This window comes from Streptosporangium sp. NPDC006013 (assembly GCF_040614275.1).
Lineage (GTDB): Bacteria > Actinomycetota > Actinomycetes > Streptosporangiales > Streptosporangiaceae > Streptosporangium.
Window position 1 is genome coordinate 1 of record NZ_JBEXUE010000167.1, and the last position, 19,054, is coordinate 19,054.

The window sequence follows — 19,054 nt, forward strand, 5'->3', positions numbered from 1 at the left end:
AGTGGTCGGGGATCTTCTTCCTCGTCGCCTTCGCGATCATGTCCCTGGTCTGGGACGCCGGCGCCCGCAGGGCCATCGGCCTGCGCAGACCGTACGGCGGGGTCTTCGGCAAGGACCTGCCGAGCGCCCTGCCCGCGCTGGCCCTGCTGCCGGCGATCACCTACATCGCCTCCTGGGCCGGCTGGTTCGCCTCCCCCGGCGGCTGGGGCCGAAACTGGGCGCAGGCGACCTCGCAGGGCCCGGTGTTCTTCGTCTTCGACTCCCTCCGCTCCTGGCTGAGCTACCACTTCCAGGTGCTGAGCTTCCACACCGGGCTGGCGACCCCGCACAACTACCAGTCGGACCCCTGGTCCTGGCCGCTGCTGCTCCGCCCCGTGGCGTTCTTCTACGAGAGCCCCAAGGGCACCTGCGGCACCGACAACTGCTCGCAGGCGGTCCTGGGCGTCGGCACCCCGGTCATCTGGTACGGCGGCCTGGCCGCCCTCATCGCCATGGTCGCCTGGTACGTCGCCACCCGCGACTGGCGCGCCGGAGCCGTGCTCCTCGGCTACGTCGCGGGCTGGCTCCCCTGGTTCTACTGGGCGATCGCCGACAACCGGACCATGTTCCTGTTCTACGCGATCCCCATGGTCCCGTTCATGATCCTGGCGATCGTGCTCGCGGCCGGAATGATCATCGGCCCGTCCGGCGCCCCGCCCGGGCGGCGGATGGCCGGTGCCGCGATCGTGGGGGCCTTCACCCTGCTGGCACTGGTCAACTTCTGGTGGCTCCACCCGGTGCTCACCGCCGAGATCATCCCCTACGCCGAGTGGAGTTCACGAATGCTTTTCAAGAAAGGCTGGATCTGACAGCTCGCATATGAGCCACTTAGAAGACATTTCCTAGGGTAGGCACCGTGCAGGATCCATTACGTCACGTTCATCGTCAGAGCAGGCCCGCATACGGCAGACTTCGAGGCATGCCTGCACCGGACGTGGCCGCACTCCTGTCGGAGCTGGAGCGTTCCGAACCCGCCTCCGCCGAGCACGCACGCAGCGCGATCGACTGGCTGACCGGTGGCGAGCCACTGGAGACGATCACCGAGCTCAACGTGTGCGAGTTCCTCTGGTACACGTTGCCCGCCAAGGTCACCGGAGACCGCACCGTGATCGCCCACGCGCTGGGCCGGCTGCTGCGGCTGGGCGGCCTGGAGCGCTACGCCGCCCTCTGCTCCTCCCCCACCACCGCCCACATCCTGCGCACCTACGCCCGCCTGGGCGAGGACGCGGGCATGGCGGCCTACCAGAGCGCCCTGGACGCCACGGGCGTGCTCCCGCCCGACGTTCCCGAGCTGCACTGGAGCTCGATCATGGGCCCCGAGGAACTGGGCGCGCACGGCGCCTGCTCGGCCGCGCTGGAGCTGGCCATCGTCTCGGGAAGGCTCACCCCCGACTCCGCCGAACGGCAGACGCTCACCAGCCACTGGCTCACCGCGCCCCGTTCGGAGCTGGGCGGCGACAACTGGCTCCACCGGGTCCAGGGCGAGCGGCTCAACCGCTGGGTCCTCGGCCGGGGCACCGCCTGGCGCGAGCTCGCCCAGCCCTTCGAGGTGCGCCTGCACGCCCCCATCCCGGCACCCGACGAGGCTCACCTGGGCGCGCTGCGCTGGCTGCTGACCGTGGGCCGCCGCCCGGGGGGCATCCCGCTGACCCAGCGGGACAACCTCGCCCGTTCCGTGCTCGCGGAGAGCACCTGGAGCGGCGCGGAGCTGGCCGCGGTCCGCGAGGTGGCCCAGGGCCACATGGGCGCGCTGCGCCAGAGTGGCAGGCGCCTGGTGACCACCCCGGCGGGTGAGCGCCTGCTCGGCGACGCCGACCTGCTCTGGGAGACCGCCGCCTCCGCGCTGCTGGCCCCCGTCTCGGGGGAGAGCGGCTTCCGTACCTCGGCCAGGGAGGTGGCGCTGATGCTGCTCGCCGACGGCGCCCCCGCCGACCGCGACCACGTCACGGCGGTGATCGACTGCGCGGAGTGGCAGACCGTGGAGGTCGACGCCTCGCTCACCGAGCTGAACAGGCGCCTGGACGCCTTCGGCCTGCGCGTCGACGGCAGCCTCACCCCCGCCGGACGCTCGGCCGCCCTGGCCGCCCTCCGCAGCCACGCCCTCCGGCCCCGCCAGTACGTCAACATGACCTGACCTTCCTTTGCGTGCTCCGCCGCCGCGGCCGACCGGAGCCGTACGAGGGCCGGGCGGGCGCGGCGCCGGAGCCTGCGGCGAGGGAAATCACGACTGTCGGAAGCTGGCCATCTCCCCACAAAACGGGCAGTGTCCGCTGGTGTCCGAGCCCACCCCCGCCGACCGCGACCCAGCGGCGGCCGCATCCCCTGGGCATCCCGATCGCCGCGGCCGTCCTGTTCGTCCTGCGGGAGGTGGTCCTGCCCCGGCAGGAACACACCTGAGGGCACCCGGGAGCAGAGGTCACCGACGCTGCCGCGGCAGTGCCCGGTACCTCGCGCCGGGGTGTGCGGCGTCGCGAAAATTTATCACTTCTTCGCCACGAAATCTCGTAGATCACAACAACATGCGATAGAAGATCACATGCACCTATTGTCTCCTCTTGGGGTACACGTGAAGAAGCACCTTCGACTCCTCGCGGCCCAACTGTTCGCCGCGGCCCTTGTCATCACAGTCTTCGCCAGCCCCGCCAGCGCCGACACTCCGGCGAGCGACGCCCAGCTCGCCGCCGAGTGGCAGACCGCATGGGACACCCAGAAGTTCTACGACACCACGCCTCCCGCCGCCGGCTCCGGCCGGAGCCGGGCCCAGAGCAGCATCTCGATCACGATCAACGCCCCCGTCACCAAGGTGTTCGCGGCATATTCCAACATCAACAACCACGTCGGCATGCACTCGTTCCTGAAGCGGGTCGTCACCCACAAGGACTGGTCCAAGTACGGCAAGCGCCACATCAACTTCACCGCCGTCGAGGAGATCCCCTACGAGGGCGCGATCGTCACCAGCAACACGCACGCGCAGCAGCGCATCAACGCGGACGCCCTCTACTACGAGACGGACACCTGGTCGCTGCCCGGCGTCGTCACGCACCAGAAGATCGTCTTCACGAAGCTGACCGGCGGGAAGACCAAGGTCACCGAGTACCTCACCTTCGACGCCGACACCTCACTGATCGACTTCGTCGTCGCGAACGGCGTCGCCTCCCACGAGGTGACCCAGGCGGGCCTGAAGCAGGCGATCGAGAGCGGCTCCATCTGATCCACCCCCTGGCCGGGGCCCGCTTCCACGGCGCGCCCCGGCCGGTGGTCGGAGGCCCTGAACGCCACGTGATCTCTCGGCACCACACCACCGCCGTTCATCGAGATCAGGCCGCGGGGCAGGGCTCGAACCGCCGGCGACCTCACGGCAACGGGTACGGCCGGCGAGCCGTACCCGTTGAGATCAGAGCGCGTCGTCGTCGGTGACGATGAGGCGGGTGAAGCCGCCCCCGATCGTCGCGTTCGTCGGCACGGACGCGACCACCTGATACGACTGCGCGGCCGTCGCCGGTGTGGTGTTTCCCACGATCGGCACCTGGAAGGTGGCCGACTTCGCCCCGACGGGGATGACGACCTGCTGGGCCAGCGCCGTGATCACCGGCACGGTGCCGCTGACGATCGACTGGACGTTGACCGTCACCGGTTTCTTGCTCCGCTCCGACAGCGTCAGCGTCATGGTGGCGACGCCGGGACCGTCACCCTCGGGGACGGTGAGACCCTGGAGCGAGACCTGTGGCAGCTTGTCCAGCTCGGCCTTGCCCACCCGGACATCGGAGAACGCGAGGTCGCCCAGGTACACGCCGCCGGTCGGGCTCGCGCCGGTGATGCGGACCTCTCGTACGTCACGCAGGTTGACCTTGTCGATAGACGACATCGGGACGCGCACCGTCCGCAGCCACGTCTTGGGCAGTGGCGAGGCCGTGCCGGGGAACGGCGTGAGGGCGTCACTCACGCTGGAGACCAGCACGGTGTCGATCGTGCCGCGACCGTCGACGACGGTGACCGCCAGGTCGACGTTCCCTGTCGCGTTCTCGTCGAGGGCAGCGCGGAAGGTCAGCGCGTCGTAGCCGTTGACGTTCCGCGACCGCGTGGGCAGCGGGACGCTCACCTCACCGGTGGTGTCGGTCCAGGCGAACCGCAGGACCGGCGTGGCGGTGACGTTCCCGGCGTACGTCGCGGGTGTCCAGGACGGTGCCTGCGACGTGGTCAGCCTAGTGGCGCAGGTGGGCAAGCCGCTCTGCGGCGAGCGGTCCATCATGCCGGCACAGATCACGCCGGTCGCCGCGCCTGAGACCGTGAAGGACGACGACGGCGACGTGAAAGGAGCCACGTCGAGGCGCTTGTCGGCCTCGGCCTGCGCGACCGTGTGGACGACCGCACGCCCGGCGGACGCCGGAATGGCGCCGCTGCCGTCGAACAGCGGGAGCAGCTTGTGCTCCTCGCCCTGGACGAGACGGAAGAACCCGGCGATGTACGCCGTGCCCACCGCGTACTGCTCGGCCGGAGTCAGCCGACCGGGGGCGGCGGTGCTGCCGCACACCGGGTCGTTCCGGTTGCCCCAGTCGTCGGACGCCGGCGCGATGGCCACGCCCGGTGTCCACTCGGTGTTGAAGAAGTTGTGGTTTGTGCCCATGATCATGAGCGAGGAGCGAAACGCCTTGTCCTTCTCGAAGGCGTACAGGGAGTCGTCGTAGAAGTGCTGGCCCTGCTGGTTGGAGACGTCCCCGTCGCAGTACGGCAGGAAGACGGACATCGGGATGTTGGGCAGGGTCGCACGGGCGAAGTCGGTGGGCGCGAGCGGGAGAACCGCCTTGATCCCGTAAGGCTTGGGACGCCCGGCGTTGAGCAGTGCCGCCTTGACGACGCCCTCACCCCCGCGTGAGTGACCCATCAGGCCGATGTCGTCCATGTCGAGACGCTTCTTGAAAAGCTCGACGAGCTTGCCGTCGCCCGTCCCCTTCGTCGCGTCGGCGAGCAGGTCGAGGTGGCGCATGACGACCTCGCCACGCGCGAGAGCGCCCCGGTCCTCGCTGAACGGGTTGTCGGCGGCGTTGACGCCATTGGCGCTGACCGACACAACGGCGTACCCGTGGCTGGCGAGCACGTCGGCGGGGCCGTCGTACCCGGTGAAGCTGAGGATCGGCTGCTGCTCGGCCGGGCACGGCCAGGTGCTGTTCGACGTCTGGCGCGTAACGGGGTTGTAGCACGCGGAGTGGCGGCCGTGCTGGAAGACGACCAGGGGAAGCCTGCCGGTGGCCTCCTTCGGCAGGTACACCTTCGCGCGGATCTCGGCCTGCCTGCCGCCGAGGCCCGCCAGGGTGATGGCGGTGTCGCCGAGGTTGTACTCGTCGTGGACGACCGTGTAGCGCCCGGGGGCCGCCGGGTCGATCGGTGGGGGGTTGCCCGGCTTCTTCTGCTGGGGGGGCACCGGTTCGGGGGCGGTTCTCGCGGTGGGGGCGGCCTCCGAGGGGACCTCGCCGTTCCAGGCCACGTTGACGGACGCCGCCGCGGAGGCCTTGGGATCGGACGTGGTGATCGTCAGGGTCGTACCGTCCGGCGACTCCACGGCGGGGCCGAGCGAGGTGCCGTCGACAGCGAGTTCCGGTATGGCGTCCCGTACCGGGAGCGGCTCGGTGAGCTGGAGCGTGATCTTGTAGCCACCCTCCACGGTTTCGATCGACCAGGCACCGTCTTCACCGGTTCCCGATACGGGTGGGTCGGCGTGGGCGGGTCCGGCGAAGAGCATCGTGGAGATGACTGCGGCAGTCACGGCTCCGACGAGGGTCCGTGTCCTGGCCTGCGCGTACAAGCGCATGTTTTTCCCTTCGAGCACAATGCCCCATGCAGTGCTTATGTCCGCTATTGGTGGGGTTTTTGCATGTACGACCCGAATCAGATCGTGCATGGTGGCCCGTGAGGGTTACGGGGTTTTTGCGAGTCTGTAAATGACATTTGGTGGTGACCCCATTCGCCAGACCTGTCAGACAGTCGTGGTGTGGACTCGACTACCGCAGCCCTAGCCGGTTCTCGGCGATGCCGATCGAACCGGTCGAGCCGCGCAGTCCGCAGCCGCATCGGAGAACACCGACATTCCGCCCATCCTTGGACTGGCGCACAAGTTTCGACGGCCTCCGGCAGTCCCGGGGCGGCGGAAACCACGCAGGTCACAAAAGGGATGCGGGCCGGCGAGACCCCGCCCGGAGATCACATTCGGGGGATGACCTTCTTGACTTAAAAATTTACAAATGTAAAAGTTTCTTTCGAGAGAGCGCTCTCACGCCTCGTCCACCCCCCAACCTCAGAGGACCTGCCGTGAGATTCACCGTGCTGACCGGCGCGGCGGTAGTCGCCGCCGCGCTGGTCTTCCCAGCAGCCCCCGCACAGGCCGCCCCGCCCGGCCCGAACCCGTCCGCGTCCGCCTCCCCCGAGCAGGCGCTACAGCGCGATCTCGGCCTGACCCCCACCCAGGCCCGCATCCGGCAGGCCCACGAGGCCGGGGCATCGGTGGTGGAGCGGAACCTTCGCAAACGCCTCGCCGACCGGTTCGCCGGCGCCTGGTTCACCCCCGCCGAGGGACGGCTCTCCGTCGGCGTTCTGAACAGCCAGGACGCCGAGCTCGTCCGCAGGGCGGGCGCGCTGCCGGTGATCGTGCCACGCAGCGAGAAGCAGCTGGACGCCACGAAGGCCACCCTCGACAAGGCCGCCGAGGCCGCCGGCAAGGACATCTACAGCTGGCACGTGGACCTGGCCGCGAACACCGTGGTGGTGTCGGCCGCCGACCGCGACGCGGCCCAGAGCTTCGTCAAGAGCAGCGCCGTCGACTCCGACGCGGTGAAGGTCGCCGTCGGCCAGGCCCCCAGGCCGCTCTACGACATCCGCGGCGGCGACCAGTACGTCATCAACGGCAACACGCTCTGCTCGGTCGGCTTCTCGGTCAACAACGGCGGCTTCGTCACCGCCGGGCACTGCGGCGGCACCGGCAGCCCCACCCTCGGCTACAACAACGTCAGCCAGGGCACCTTCGCCGGTTCGTCGTTCCCCGGCAACGACTACGCCTGGGTCCGTACCAACGGCAACTGGACCCCCCGCCCGTGGGTCAACAACTACGGCGGCGGCAACGTCTCGGTGGCGGGCTCCCAGGAGGCCGTGGTCGGCGCCTCCATCTGCCGGTCCGGGCGCACCACCGGCTGGCGCTGTGGCGTCATCCAGGCCAAGAACGTGACCGTCAACTACTCGGGATCGCTGGTCTACGGGCTCACCCAGACCACCGCCTGCGCCGAGGGCGGCGACTCGGGCGGCGCCTGGATCACCGGTGACCAGGCCCAGGGCATCACCTCCGGCGGCTCCGGCAACTGCTCGACCGGCGGCAACACCTTCTACCAGCCGGTCAACGAGGTCCTCGGCGCGTACGGCCTGACCCTGACCACCACCGGCGGCGGGAACACCAGCCGGCTCATCGGCTGGCAGGACAAGTGCATCGACGTGCCCAACAGCAACGGCGCCGACGGCCAGCGCCTGCAGCTGTGGGACTGCAACAACACCAACGCCCAGAACTGGACCTTCCCCGGCGACGGCACCGTCCGCGCCTTCGGCCTCTGCATGGACGTGGCCTGGGGCTCCACCGCCAACGGTGCCGCCATCCAGCTCGCCAACTGCAGCGGCAACCCGGCACAGCAGTTCGTCCTGAGCGGCGCGGGCGACCTGGTCAACCCGCAGGCCAACAAGTGCGTGGACGTCACCGGCTGGGGCGGTGGCGGCACCCCGCTCCAGCTCTGGGAGTGCAACGGCGGCGCCAACCAGAAGTGGCGCCGCGGCTGACCCTCACCTTCGCATGACCCCGTTGGGGCGGTGAGCACCCACCGCCCCAACACCGACTCCGGCCCACCGGCCGGCTGCCGTTCACCGCGACCGCCGTCCGCACCGGGCGACAGGAGATCACCCAGGCCCTGGCCCCCTGCAACGGAGAGTGCCGCGACCGCCTTCACCCCCGGCACGCCGTCCCGGCTCCGGGACGTCAGGCGGCGCCGTGCCCCCCGAAGGGTGTGCCGCGGCGACCTCCCGGTGCTCGACCGATCACGTCGACGGAGCGCGGCTCGCCTGGATGCCGTCGAGGAGCCAGGTGAGGCCGAGGGCGAAGCCGGTGTCCCAGTCGCCGTCCACGACGAGGGGGCCATGGGCGGCGAGCGCGGGATAGCGCTCACGGTTGGCGCGCAGGTGCTCTCCGGCCGCCTGCCGCACCGCCGGTTCCTCACCGGTAAGCCAGGTGGCCTGCATCAGGGCGGAGCCGATGACGTAATTGGAGAGCCCGTACGCCGCGGCGGTGAGGTGGGGCTCGACGACCCCGGCTCCCAGCAGGGTGGCGTACAGGAACTCGCTGCGGGCGAGCACGTTGGGGCCCAGCATCGGCCGGCCCAGCAGCGCCGCCGACCAGGGGTGCTCCAGGAGCGTGGCGCGCCATCCTCCGATCAGCGCGGTGATGCCGGCACGCCAGTCGCGCTCCCCGTCCCGCGGGATCTCGACCTCCGCGAAGATCGCGTCGAGCGCGAGGTCGAGGACGTCGTCCTTGGTCTTGACGTGCCAGTACAGCGTGGTGGAGCCGGTACCGAGCCGCTCGGCGAGCCGTCGCATGGTCAGGCGGCCGGCGCCCTCCTCGTCCAGCAGGGCCACGGCCTCCTCGACGATCCGGTCCCGGCTGAGCGGGGGGGCGTCGCGCCCCGCGCCCCCGGACGATCGCAGCCACACGTTTCCCGCCCTGCTCTTCTCCACGAGGCGAGTCTAGTATGTTGATCGAGCACCGGATCGTTGATCCAGTCACCGGAACAACGATCCGGCGCCCGTATCAAGCAAAAGGGGGCGGCAGTGGCGGGACATATCGAGGTGGACCGGCTGACCTACGTGCTGCCGGACGGGCGCCTGCTCCTGAACGAGGTGTCGTTCCGGATCGGCGACGGGGTCAAGGCCGGTCTGGTGGGACCGAACGGCGCGGGCAAGACCACCCTGCTGCGGCTGATCGCCCAAGATGTGCAGCCGGACGACGGCCGCGTGGTCCACTCCGGCGGGCTGGGGGTGATGCGGCAGTTCATCGGCAGCGTCCGCGACGGCCGGACCCTGCACGACCTGCTGCTCTCGGTGGCACCTGACCGGGTCCGCACGGCCACCGCGAGCCTGGAGCGGGCGGAGTCGGCGCTGGCCGCTCACGACGACGAGAAGACCCAACTGGCCTACGCGCAGGCGATCACCGACTACACCGACGCGGGCGGCTACGACATGGAGGTCGTCTGGGACACCTGCACCACCGCGGCCCTGGGCCTGCCCTACGACACCGTCCGGGACCGTCCGGTGAACACCCTGTCGGGAGGCGAGCAGAAACGGCTGGTCCTGGAGGCCCTGCTACGCGGCCCGGACCAGGTCCTGCTGCTGGACGAACCGGACAACTACCTGGACGTACCGGGCAAGCAGTGGCTGGAGGACCAGCTCCGGGCCAGCACCAAGACCGTGCTGCTGGTCTCCCATGACCGGCAGCTGCTGGCCGGCGCCACCGACCGCATCGTGACCGTGGAGTCACGTGGCGTCTGGGTGCACGGCGGGGGCTTCGCCACCTACGCCCAGGGCCGCGAGGCCCGTATCGCCCGGCTGGAGGAGCGACTCCGGCGCTGGGACGAGGAGCACGCCAAGCTCAAACACCTGGTGCGCACCCTGCGGCAGACCGCCGCCAACAACGACGCGGTCTCCTCGGCCTACCGTGCCGCGCGCACCCGGCTGAGCAGGTTCGAGGAGGCCGGCCCACCGGAACGCCCGCCCAGGAAGCAGAACGTGCGGATGCGGCTGCGCGGCGGCCGCACCGGCAAGCGTGCCGTCATCTGCGAGAACCTGGAGCTCACCGGCCTGATGCGGCCGTTCGACACCGAGATCTGGTACGGCGAGCGCATCGGGGTGCTCGGTTCGAACGGCTCGGGCAAGTCCCACTTCCTGCTCCTGCTCCAGGAGGCCGCGGGCGACGCGGCGCCCACGGTGCGGCACACCGGCTCGGTACGGCTGGGAGCGCGGGTGGTGCCCGGTCGTTTCGTACAGACCCACGCCCGCCCCGACCTGCACGGCCACACCCCGGTCGAACTGGTCCTGGCCGGTCACCCGCTCACTCTGAACGACGCGATGGCCGCCCTCGCCCGCTACGAACTCGCCCCCGCCGCGTCCCAGCGCTTCGAGACCCTGTCCGGTGGCCAGCAGGCCCGCCTGCAGATCCTGCTGCTGGAGCTGTCAGGCGCGACCCTGCTCCTGCTCGACGAGCCGACCGACAACCTGGACCTGGCCAGCGCCGAGGCCCTGCAACAGGGCCTGGCCGCCTTCTCCGGCACCGTCCTGGCCGTCACCCACGACCGCTGGTTCGCCGCCGACCTCGATCGCTTCCTGATCTTCGGCGCCGACGGAACCGTCTACGAGAGCCCCGAACCGGTCTGGCACGAGGGCCGAGTGGAGCGCTCCCGCTGAACTCGCCTACCGCAGGAGCTTGACGAGCAGGGCGCGGAGGTCCTGGGCGCCTTCGGGGCCGAGGGTCTTCTCGACGTCGTGCTCGACGCCCAGCATCGCGTCGCGGACCGCGGGGAGGCGGGCGCGGCCGAGGTCGGTGAGTTCCAGGGCGTAGCGGCGGCGGTCGTGCGGGTCCTGGCCGCGGACCACGATCCCGGCCTGGACGAGTTCCTCGACCAGCGACGCGGCGGCCGGTTCGGTGAGGTCCAGGTAGTGGGCGAGTTGCTGCTGGGGGCAGGGCCCGAGCCGGTCCAGGGCGGGCAGCAGGACGAAGTGACGGGTGCGCAGGCCGTACTCCGCCAACCTGTGGTCGCCGAGCCGGCGCAGGTGGTAGTGGGCCTGGGCGATGAGGTGCTCGGTGCTCGCGATGGTGGACCGCTCGTCGTGGGCGACCAGCCTGCTCAGCAGCTCGGTGAGGCGCCGCCGTTCGGCCGGGGTCAGCGGGGCGGTGAGCCGGACGTCCCGGTCGGCGACGGCCTGGCGCATGTTCTTCAGCGCGGTACGGCCCTCGTCGGTCAGTGACAGGACATAGGTACGGCGGTTGGCCGGGTTGCGGGTCCGGGTGACGTAACCGGCCTGCTGGAGCCGGTCGAGCAGCTTGACCATGATCGTCCGATTGATGCCGAGGCGGTGCGCGAGGTCCTGCTGCGAGGGCGCGTCCTCGTCGGCCAGCATGTCGAGCACCACGAAGTCACGGGACTGCGGCCCGCCCCGTATGGCCTCGCCGGTGATGCCGGTGAAGACCCGCCGCAGTAGATGGCCGATGGTCACGTGCAACGGCCCGGACTCCTCGCCGACGGCCCCTCCCTGCTGATCGGACACGGCCACCACCTCCCCGAACAAGCCTAGCGGCGCTGATTGTTCAAAGAGTTGACGTATGGCACTGCTGACGGTTGAAGACCGCGCTGACCACCGGCAGGAGCCAGATCGCGGCCCTCGGCACCGCCCTTCGTGACGGCCGGTAACCCCCTCGCGCGCGGGGTCTCGGGCCTCTTCCCAGCGGAACGAGACGAACGACAAGGCCGTTCGGATCCCATCGACTCCTGAAGAGGCCGGAGTACCGGCGACCGGCGCTTGCGGGCCGCTCCCGATCACCGAAGACGTGCCACAGGGGAGGTCTCAGGAAAGTCCAGGACTATTTGAAGGATTCGGACGGTCGGTGTCATCCCAGGTCAGCGGGGGTAGGGACGAGAACTACCGCGGGTGCGCCGTAGACCGGAGGGACGACCGTCCGGGCGGGGTGCCCTTACCGCGGATGGGGCGGCGAGAGCGGTCGTGGCCACCGCTGGAGCGGCGGGAAGCCACCACCCAGGTGAGGAAGATCATGGTTGAAGAACACGAATACCCGATTCCCCCTCTCGTTCGCGCGCTGGGCTGGACCAGCCTGGGACTGGGCGTGGCGCAGCTCGCCGCACCGGGTGCCGTCAGCCGCCTGGCCGGGGTCGACGACTCGCCCAAGGCGTTCGGCGCGGTGGTGCTGGTGGGCGTACGGGAGTTGTTTCACGCGGCGACCCTGCTGAGCAGCCGCAATCCCGCTCCCTGGGTGTGGGCCCGGGTCGCGGGTGATGCCCTGGACCTGGCTCTGCTGGGCCGGGCGATCACCGGCCGCACCGGCTGGAGACGTGGCCGCGTCACAGCGGTGGCGGCGACGGTCGCCGTCGTCACGGCCGCCGACCTGTGCGCCGCGATACGCGCGAGCCGGCACCGTCCGGAGGAGGGGTCCGCGCGCTGGATGAGCCTGCACGCGGCCGTCACGATCAATCGCCCCCGCGAGGACGTGTACCGGTACTGGCGCGACTTCGAGAACCTTCCCCGCTTCATGGCGCACCTGGAGTCGGTGCGGACGATCGGTGATGGACGATCGCACTGGAAGGTGAAGGGGCCCGCGAAGAAGGCCATCGAGTGGGAGGCCGTGATCGTCGAGGACCGCTCCGGCGAGGTGATCACCTGGCGCTCCACCGGGAAGGCCACCGTCGACAACAGCGGTTCCGTGCGTTTCACCGACGCGCCCGGCGGACGCGGCACGGAGGTGCGGGTGAACCTCAGGTACGCCCCTCCGGGCGGCAAGGTGGGCGCGGCCTTCGCCAGGCTGCTGGGCGAGCATCCCGAGCAGCAGGTACGAGACGACCTGCGCCGGTTCAAGCAGGTCATGGAGACCGGAGAGGTGGTCCGCTCCGAAGGGACCCTGGAGGGCGCCCACGCCCTGCGGCACGCCGTACAACGCCCCGCCCAGCCCGTGATGTCAGGGAGTGCCTCATGAAAGCCAACTGCTGGATGGGTCGCAACACCGTCGAGGTCCAGGAGGTTCCCGACCCCACGATCCTGAACGCTCATGACGCTGTCGTCCGCATCACCTCGACCGCGATCTGCGGCTCCGACCTGCACCTCTACGACGGCTACATCCCGACCATGAAGAAGGGCGACATCCTCGGCCACGAGTTCATGGGCGAGGTGGTGGAAGTGGGGCCCGAGGTGCGAAAACTGCGGGTCGGCGATCGCGTGGTGGTGCCCTTCCCGATCGCCTGCGGCGCCTGCGGCGCCTGCGAGCACGGCATGTACTCGGTGTGCGAGAACTCCAATCCCAACGCCGGTATGGCGGAGAGGCTCATGGGTCACGCTCCGGCCGGGATCTTCGGTTACTCCCACATGCTCGGCGGCTACCCCGGAGGTCAGGCGGAGTACGCGCGGGTGCCGTTCGCCGATGTGGGGCCGATCAAGATCGAGGACGACCTACCGGACGAGCAGGTGCTGTTCCTGTCCGACATCCTGCCCACCGGCTGGATGGGCGCGGAGATGTGCGACATCAAGCCCGGGGACGTCATCGCCGTCTGGGGCGCCGGGCCGGTCGGCCAGTTCGCGATCGCCAGCGCGTTCCTGATGGGCGCCGAGCGGGTCATCTCCATCGACCGCTTCCCCTACCGGCTGCAGAAGGCCGAGCGCGCCGGTGCCGAGACGCTCGACTACGAGAAGGTCGACGTCCTCGACGCGCTGCGGGACATGACCGCCGGCCGGGGTCCGGACGCCTGCATCGACGCGGTGGGCATGGAGGCCCATCACCCCGCCGGCGTCGCGCACGCCTACGACCGAGCCAGGCAGGCGACCCGGATGGAGACCGACCGGCCGTATGCCCTGCGTGAGGCGATCATGTCCTGTCGCAACGGTGGAGTCGTCTCCGTGGTCGGCGTCTACGGTGGCCTGATCGACAAGTTCCCGATGGGCTCGCTGATGAACCGGTCACTGACGATGCGCAGCGGCCAATGCCACGTGCAGCGCTATCTGAAACCCCTGCTGGGCAGGATCCGCAACGGCGACATCGATCCCAGCTTCGTCATCAGCCACCGCATGCGGCTGCAGGACGCCCCGCGCGCCTACGAGATGTTCAAGCACAAGCAGGACGAGTGCAACAAGATCGTCCTTACCCCCTAGCGGGGTCCTCCCCCCGGTTCCTGGCGGACACCACCTGACCGCGATTGTTCCTATGGTCGCGCTCATGACACAGAGCACATCCGTTGTCCCTTTCCGTGTCGACGTGGCGCAGGCCGAACTCGACGCCCTGCGGGATCGTCTGACCCAGACGCGCTGGCCCGGGGAACTGCCCGGTGCCGGCTGGAGCCGGGGCACGCCGGTGACTTACGCCAGGGAGCTGGTCGAGCACTGGCTCACGGGCTTCGACTGGCGGGCACAGGAGCGCAAGCTGAACGAGCTGCCGCAGTTCACGACCGTCATCGACGGACAGACCATCCACTTCGCACACGTCCGTTCGGATAATCCCGACGCGCTGCCGTTGCTGCTCCTGCACGGCTGGCCCGGCTCGTTCGTCGAGTTCCTCGACGTGATCGAACCGCTGACCAAGGAGTTCCATCTGGTGATCCCCTCGCTCCCCGGGTTCGCGTTCTCAACGCCGCTGGCCGAGCCCGGCTGGACGGCCGCCCGCATGGCCGGGGCGTTCGTCGAGCTCATGACCGTGCTCGGCTATGAGCGGTACGGCGTTCAGGGCGGCGACACCGGCGCGTTCGTCGCCCCGGAGATGGGTCACCTCGCCCCCGAGCGCGTCGTCGGCATCCACCTCAACGGCGTCCTGTCATTCCCGGCGGGGGTCGAGGGAGAGGACGCGCGACTGTCCGAGGCGGAGCGGCAGCGCTCGGCGGAGCTGGAGGAGGCCACCGCCGGCTACGTCCCCATCCAGTCACGATCGCCGCAGACGCTCGCGTTCGGCCTGACCGACTCGCCTGCCGGGCAGCTGGCCTGGATCGCCGAGATCTTCCACCGGTGGGCCGGGACGCCCATCGACCGCGACCGGTTCCTGACCAATGTCAGCCTCTACTGGCTGACGGGCACCGCGGGCTCCTCGGCTCAGATCTACTACGAGCAGGTGAACGACCCGATGGCGTGGGTGCCGAAGCCGCGCGGCACCGTGCCCACGGGCGTGCTGCTCGCCGGGTCGCACGAGTACGGCATCCGGCCCTACGCGGAACGCGACCACAACATCGTGCACTGGTCGCAGAAGAACAACGGCGGGCACTTCTTCGCCATGGAGGAGCCGGAGGTGTTCGCCGAGGACGTGCGGCGGTTCTTCGGGAACCTCACGTAAGGGCGTTGGTATTCGCGGTCATCTCCTGACCGCGATCGGTGTCAGCATCATCGTGTGTTGGAAACCTCGGCCCGGCTGCTCCGTCTGCTCGCACTGCTCCAGGTCCGCCGCGACTGGTCGGGGACGGAGCTGGCCGAGCGTCTCGAAGTGAGCCCCCGGACCGTCCGGCGCGACATCGACAAGCTGCGGGTTCTGGGCTATCCGATCACCGCGATCGGCGGCGTCGGCGGCGGCTACCAGCTGGGCGTCGGCGCCTCGCTGCCCCCTTTGCTGCTCGACGACGAGGAGGCGGTCGCGGTGGCGGTCGGGCTGCGCACGGCGGCCGGCGGCGCGATCACGGGCATCGCCGAGACCTCGGTGCGGGCGCTGGCCAAGCTGGACCAGGTACTGCCCTCACGACTGCGCCACCAGGTCGACATGCTCAGCTCGGCCATGGTGATCATGCCGATGCCCGGTTCGACGGTCGATCCGTCGACGCTGATCGCGATCGCCTCGGCGGTGCGCAACCACCAACGGCTGCGCTTCGACTACATCTCGCACGACGGCTCGACGACCGTACGGGACGTGGAGCCGTACCGGCTGGTCCAGCACGGACGGCGTTGGTACCTCTTCGCCTGGGACACCGGCGTCTCGGACTGGCGGAGGTTCCGGGTCGACAGGTTGTCGATGCGCATCCCCACCGGACCCCGGTTCGGCCCGAGACCGCTGCCCGCCGAGGAGCTGGCCGACCACTTCGCCATGGGGCCGACCGCGAACGGCCACCGCTACCGGGCGGTGCTCACCATGCACGGCTCGGCCGCGGAGGTGGCCGAGGAGGTGCCGCCCACGCTCGGCGTGGTGGAACCCGCCGACGACCACACCTGCACCCTGCGCATCGGCTCGGACAGCCTCGACCACCTCGCGGTGTGGGTCGCCGCGTTCGGCTTCGAGTTCGACGTCCGCGAGCCGCCCGAGCTGGTGGAGCACCTTCGCACACTGACCGCCCGCCTGCAACGGGCCACCCGGCCGTAGAGAGGAACTCCCAGACCTGTGGAAACCCTGACCCGCCGACATCTCAACCGGGCGATGCTGGAGCCGTCGTCCTCGAGTCCGGCCCCGAAGGCGCCGCCGATCATCGCGATGGAGACGGTCACCGTGCTCCGGCGGAACGCAGGATCGCGGCGATCTCGCTCTGGCCCCTGTCGAGCGCGTGCTGGAGCGGGGTCGTGCCGTCCTTGTCGGCCAGGTTCACGTCGGCGCCTCCCGCGATGAGCAGCCCCACGATCTCCTGGTACGGCGCGGAGCCGTCGCCGAGGATGACCGCCTCCAGCAGTCCGGTCCAGCCCAGGTCGTTGACGTGGTCGACGTTGATGTCCGTCTTGAGCACCTCGCGCACGTAGTCCACATGGCCGCGCTCACATGCCGGGATCAGCGAGACCCCGCCGTACCGGTTCCTGATGGTCAGGTCCGGCCTGGCCGGGAGCAGCGCGTGAAGCATGGCCACGCTGCCGGTCACCCCTGTCACCAGCCAGGGCGTGTCGTGCTGAAAATCCAGCGCGTTCGGGTCCGCGCCCGCGGCCACCAGGACCTTGGCGACCTCCACGTGGTCGGCCGCCGCGGCGAGCAGCAGGGCGGTACGGCGCTGCGGGTTCCGGGCCTCGATGTCGGCCCCGTTCGCGATCGCCTCGCGGACCTTGGCCACGTCGCCTTGGGCTGCGGCGGTCAGTGACTGTTCGTTGAGCACAGCGGATCCCTTCATGCCGGAGGGGCCGCACGCGGTGAGGGCCAGGGCGAGCCCGGCGAGCAGGAAACCACGGCGGTCCACGGTCACATTCTTCCAGCGCTGCCGAGGGCGTCAGCCGAGCTGCCCGGCCACGGCCTCGTCGATGTCGCGCCGCCCACGATGGCGAGACCGGTGAGGACAGCCACGCCTGACGACCGCTCCGCGGTGGGTCGCCGGGCGGGATTCCAGATCGCAGGACAGACCATGCTGAACGGCCCGCCGCCATTCATCTGAGATTTACCTGGTTGGGCCAGGGTGCCCAGGTAGCCGAGGCGAAGCTGCCCGGCGGGACGAAAGGCACGACATGGGACACAACCACGGGCACGACCACTCTCCCCCGCATCACCACGATGCGACCCACGCAGGCGATCAGGGCGAGATGGCCCCGGTCGTGGACATGTCGGTACCCGACGCGGAACTCTCGCCGGGACAGCTGTCGCGGCGCCAGATGTTCCGGCGTGCCGGACTGCTCGGCGCGGGTCTGGGCGCTGCAGGCGTCCTCGGGACGCCCGGCCTGGCCGCCGCGGAGGCGACGACGGCGCGCAGCCGCGGTGACCGCGAGCCTCGGGACGGTTACCTGTGGCTGGCCGGTGACCACCACATCCACACCCAGTACAGCTCGGACGGCATCTACCGGGTGATCGACCAGGTGCGGCACGCCACCGCCTACGGCCTGGACTGGATGGTCATCACCGACCACGGTGGCGCCACGCACGCCAAAATCGGCGTGGACAAGGTCAACCCCGACATCGTCGCCGCCCGCGCCCAGGTCAGGGACGCCCTCATCTTCCAGGGCCTGGAGTGGAACATCCCGGCCGCCGAGCACGGCACCGTCTTCGTCGCCCCGGGCCGGAACGAGGTGAGCACCCTCAAGGAGTTCGAGAACTCCTTCGACGGGTCGGTCAAGAGCGCCACCTCCAGCACCCCGCAGAACGAGGTCCTGGCCATCGCCGGCCTGAACTTCCTCGCCGACGCCGTCCGGCGCCGCCGCGTCGAGGACGCGCTCTTCCTGGCCAACCACCCGGCGCGCAAGGGTCTCGACTCCCCGCACGAGATCCGAGGGTGGCGCGACGCCCAGCCCTCCATCGCGGTCGGCATGGAAGGCGCCCCCGGCCACCAGGCGGCCGGCATCCCCAAGCCGCACGGCCCCGGCTCCGGACGCGGCTTCTACGACAGCACTCCCGGTGCCGACTCCTGGCCCGGCTATCCTGCCGAGAGCTACAAGACCTTCGGCGGCTTCGACTGGATGACCGCCACCGTGGGCGGTCTGTGGGACAGCCTCCTGGCGGAGGGCAAGGGCTGGTGGATCACCGCCAACTCCGACTCCCACACGGTCTACGCCGACACCAGCGAACGCGGCCCGAACAGCGACTTCAACGCCAACGGCAAGTACGAGGACCCGATCTACAAGGGCGTCCAGAACCTGACTGCGGGTGACTTCTGGCCCGGCTACTACAGCCGCACGCACGTTGGGTCGCAGGGATTCTCCTACGGCGCGGTGATGGACGGCATCCGGCAGGGCCGCGTCTGGGTCGACCACGGTGGCCTGATCAGCGGCCTGGTCGTGCGTGCCCGGATCTCCGGCCGGGGGCAGCGCGGCGTCACCCTCGGTGACACGCTGCACGTACGGCGGGGCGACAAGGTCGAGCTCGCCATCGAGATCACGCTGGCCAACCAGCCGAACTGGGCGCAGTTCGTCCCCACCCTGGCCCGGGTGGATGTCATCCAGGGAGATATGACGGGCCCGGCCTCCGACAAGGACGTCTTCACGGCGCCCGCCACCAAGGTCGTGCAGTCCTTCGAGGTCGGCAAGAACAGCGGCACCGTCACCTTCACCTACCGGCTCGGCGCCGTCGACCGCCCGGTCTACCTGCGGCTGCGCGGCACCGACGGCAACCGCAGCGCCCCCGGCCTGCTCGGCGCCTCCATCGACCCGCACGGCCCGCAGATCGACGTCTTCGGTGACGCCGACCCGTGGAAGGACCTGTGGTTCTACAGCAACCCGATCTGGGTTCTGCCGCGCCGATGACGATCCTCGGTCTCGACGCGGGATCCTCCACCCTCGGCGAGGCCGAGCACCTTCTCCACCAGGGGGTGTATGGGGGGGGGGCGGCGGGGGGGGCGGGCGGGGGCACACACAAAGA

General features: G+C 69.9%; 13 protein-coding genes and 1 pseudogene. 10 read left to right on the forward strand and 4 right to left on the reverse strand.

The window, feature by feature from the left end; translation table 11 throughout:
* From ABZ260_RS24375 to ABZ260_RS24385, 3 genes and pseudogenes are all read left to right on the forward strand, one after another.
* Nucleotides 1-848 (forward strand): annotated as a pseudogene (locus ABZ260_RS24375) (phospholipid carrier-dependent glycosyltransferase); the annotation flags it as partial.
* A gap of 110 nt (nt 849-958) precedes the next feature.
* Nucleotides 959-2,173 carry a hypothetical protein gene (locus ABZ260_RS24380; protein WP_355621769.1) on the forward strand — a complete coding sequence of 405 codons (1,215 nt, stop codon included), beginning with the start codon at nt 959-961 and terminating at the stop codon, nt 2,171-2,173.
* Between the two features lie 432 nt (nt 2,174-2,605).
* On the forward strand, nt 2,606-3,250 hold the full coding sequence (locus tag ABZ260_RS24385) for an SRPBCC family protein (protein WP_355621772.1): 645 nt from the start codon (nt 2,606-2,608) through the stop codon (nt 3,248-3,250).
* Between the two features lie 183 nt (nt 3,251-3,433).
* On the opposite strand, the gene ABZ260_RS24390 is transcribed toward ABZ260_RS24385, so the two are convergent.
* Nucleotides 3,434-5,800 carry a hypothetical protein gene (locus tag ABZ260_RS24390; RefSeq protein WP_355621775.1) on the reverse strand — a complete coding sequence of 789 codons (2,367 nt, stop codon included), beginning with the start codon at nt 5,798-5,800 and terminating at the stop codon, nt 3,434-3,436.
* 542 nt (nt 5,801-6,342) lie between these two features.
* On the opposite strand from ABZ260_RS24390, the gene ABZ260_RS24395 reads away from it, so the two are divergent.
* Nucleotides 6,343-7,848: a ricin-type beta-trefoil lectin domain protein gene (locus ABZ260_RS24395; RefSeq protein WP_355621778.1), complete on the forward strand. Its 1,506-nt coding sequence runs from the start codon at nt 6,343-6,345 to the stop codon at nt 7,846-7,848.
* Between the two features lie 255 nt (nt 7,849-8,103).
* Here the strand turns inward: ABZ260_RS24395 and ABZ260_RS24400 are convergent, their stop codons facing one another.
* Nucleotides 8,104-8,796: a TetR/AcrR family transcriptional regulator C-terminal domain-containing protein gene (locus ABZ260_RS24400; RefSeq protein WP_355621781.1), complete on the reverse strand. Its 693-nt coding sequence runs from the start codon at nt 8,794-8,796 to the stop codon at nt 8,104-8,106.
* Between the two features lie 93 nt (nt 8,797-8,889).
* Between ABZ260_RS24400 and ABZ260_RS24405 the strand changes: the two genes are divergently transcribed.
* Complete coding sequence (locus ABZ260_RS24405) at nt 8,890-10,518, forward strand: ATP-binding cassette domain-containing protein (protein ID WP_350928511.1); 1,629 nt, start codon at nt 8,890-8,892, stop codon at nt 10,516-10,518.
* Between the two features lie 6 nt (nt 10,519-10,524).
* Here ABZ260_RS24405 and ABZ260_RS24410 read toward each other — a convergent pair whose 3' ends face one another.
* Nucleotides 10,525-11,379, reverse strand: coding sequence for a MarR family transcriptional regulator (locus ABZ260_RS24410; RefSeq protein WP_355621784.1), 855 nt, complete (start codon nt 11,377-11,379; stop codon nt 10,525-10,527).
* A 502-nt stretch (nt 11,380-11,881) separates the two neighbouring features.
* Between ABZ260_RS24410 and ABZ260_RS24415 the strand changes: the two genes are divergently transcribed.
* From ABZ260_RS24415 to ABZ260_RS24430, 4 genes are all read left to right on the forward strand, one after another.
* Nucleotides 11,882-12,817, forward strand: coding sequence for an SRPBCC family protein (locus ABZ260_RS24415; protein WP_355621787.1), 936 nt, complete (start codon nt 11,882-11,884; stop codon nt 12,815-12,817).
* Nucleotides 12,814-13,983: a zinc-dependent alcohol dehydrogenase gene (locus tag ABZ260_RS24420; RefSeq protein ID WP_355621790.1), complete on the forward strand. Its 1,170-nt coding sequence runs from the start codon at nt 12,814-12,816 to the stop codon at nt 13,981-13,983. The genes ABZ260_RS24415 and ABZ260_RS24420 overlap by 4 nt, the downstream gene beginning before the upstream one ends.
* Before the next feature lie 64 nt (nt 13,984-14,047).
* Nucleotides 14,048-15,148: an epoxide hydrolase family protein gene (locus ABZ260_RS24425; protein ID WP_355621793.1), complete on the forward strand. Its 1,101-nt coding sequence runs from the start codon at nt 14,048-14,050 to the stop codon at nt 15,146-15,148.
* A 54-nt stretch (nt 15,149-15,202) separates the two neighbouring features.
* Nucleotides 15,203-16,159, forward strand: coding sequence for a YafY family protein (locus tag ABZ260_RS24430; RefSeq protein ID WP_355621796.1), 957 nt, complete (start codon nt 15,203-15,205; stop codon nt 16,157-16,159).
* Nucleotides 16,160-16,277: 118 nt separating this feature from the next.
* Here ABZ260_RS24430 and ABZ260_RS24435 read toward each other — a convergent pair whose 3' ends face one another.
* The gene (locus tag ABZ260_RS24435; protein WP_350928498.1) at nt 16,278-16,952 is read right to left on the reverse strand and encodes an ankyrin repeat domain-containing protein; all 675 of its coding nucleotides are present in this window, start codon (nt 16,950-16,952) and stop codon (nt 16,278-16,280) included.
* 355 nt (nt 16,953-17,307) lie between these two features.
* Here ABZ260_RS24435 and ABZ260_RS24440 point away from each other — a divergent pair, with 355 nt between their 5' ends.
* Nucleotides 17,308-18,939 carry a PHP domain-containing protein gene (locus ABZ260_RS24440; RefSeq protein WP_355621800.1) on the forward strand — a complete coding sequence of 544 codons (1,632 nt, stop codon included), beginning with the start codon at nt 17,308-17,310 and terminating at the stop codon, nt 18,937-18,939.
* The last annotated feature ends 115 nt before the right edge of the window (nt 18,940-19,054 follow it).

Bases quoted from the DNA above. Each gene is read 5' to 3' on its own strand.
- ABZ260_RS24440 (WP_355621800.1), top strand. From the start codon at position 17,308: ATGTCGGTACCCGACGCGGAACTCTCGCCGGGACAGCTGTCGCGGCGC.
- ABZ260_RS24415 (WP_355621787.1), top strand. From the start codon at position 11,882: ATGGTTGAAGAACACGAATACCCGATTCCCCCTCTCGTTCGCGCGCTG.
- ABZ260_RS24420 (WP_355621790.1), top strand. From the start codon at position 12,814: ATGAAAGCCAACTGCTGGATGGGTCGCAACACCGTCGAGGTCCAGGAG.
- ABZ260_RS24380 (WP_355621769.1), top strand. From the start codon at position 959: ATGCCTGCACCGGACGTGGCCGCACTCCTGTCGGAGCTGGAGCGTTCC.
- ABZ260_RS24425 (WP_355621793.1), top strand. From the start codon at position 14,048: ATGACACAGAGCACATCCGTTGTCCCTTTCCGTGTCGACGTGGCGCAG.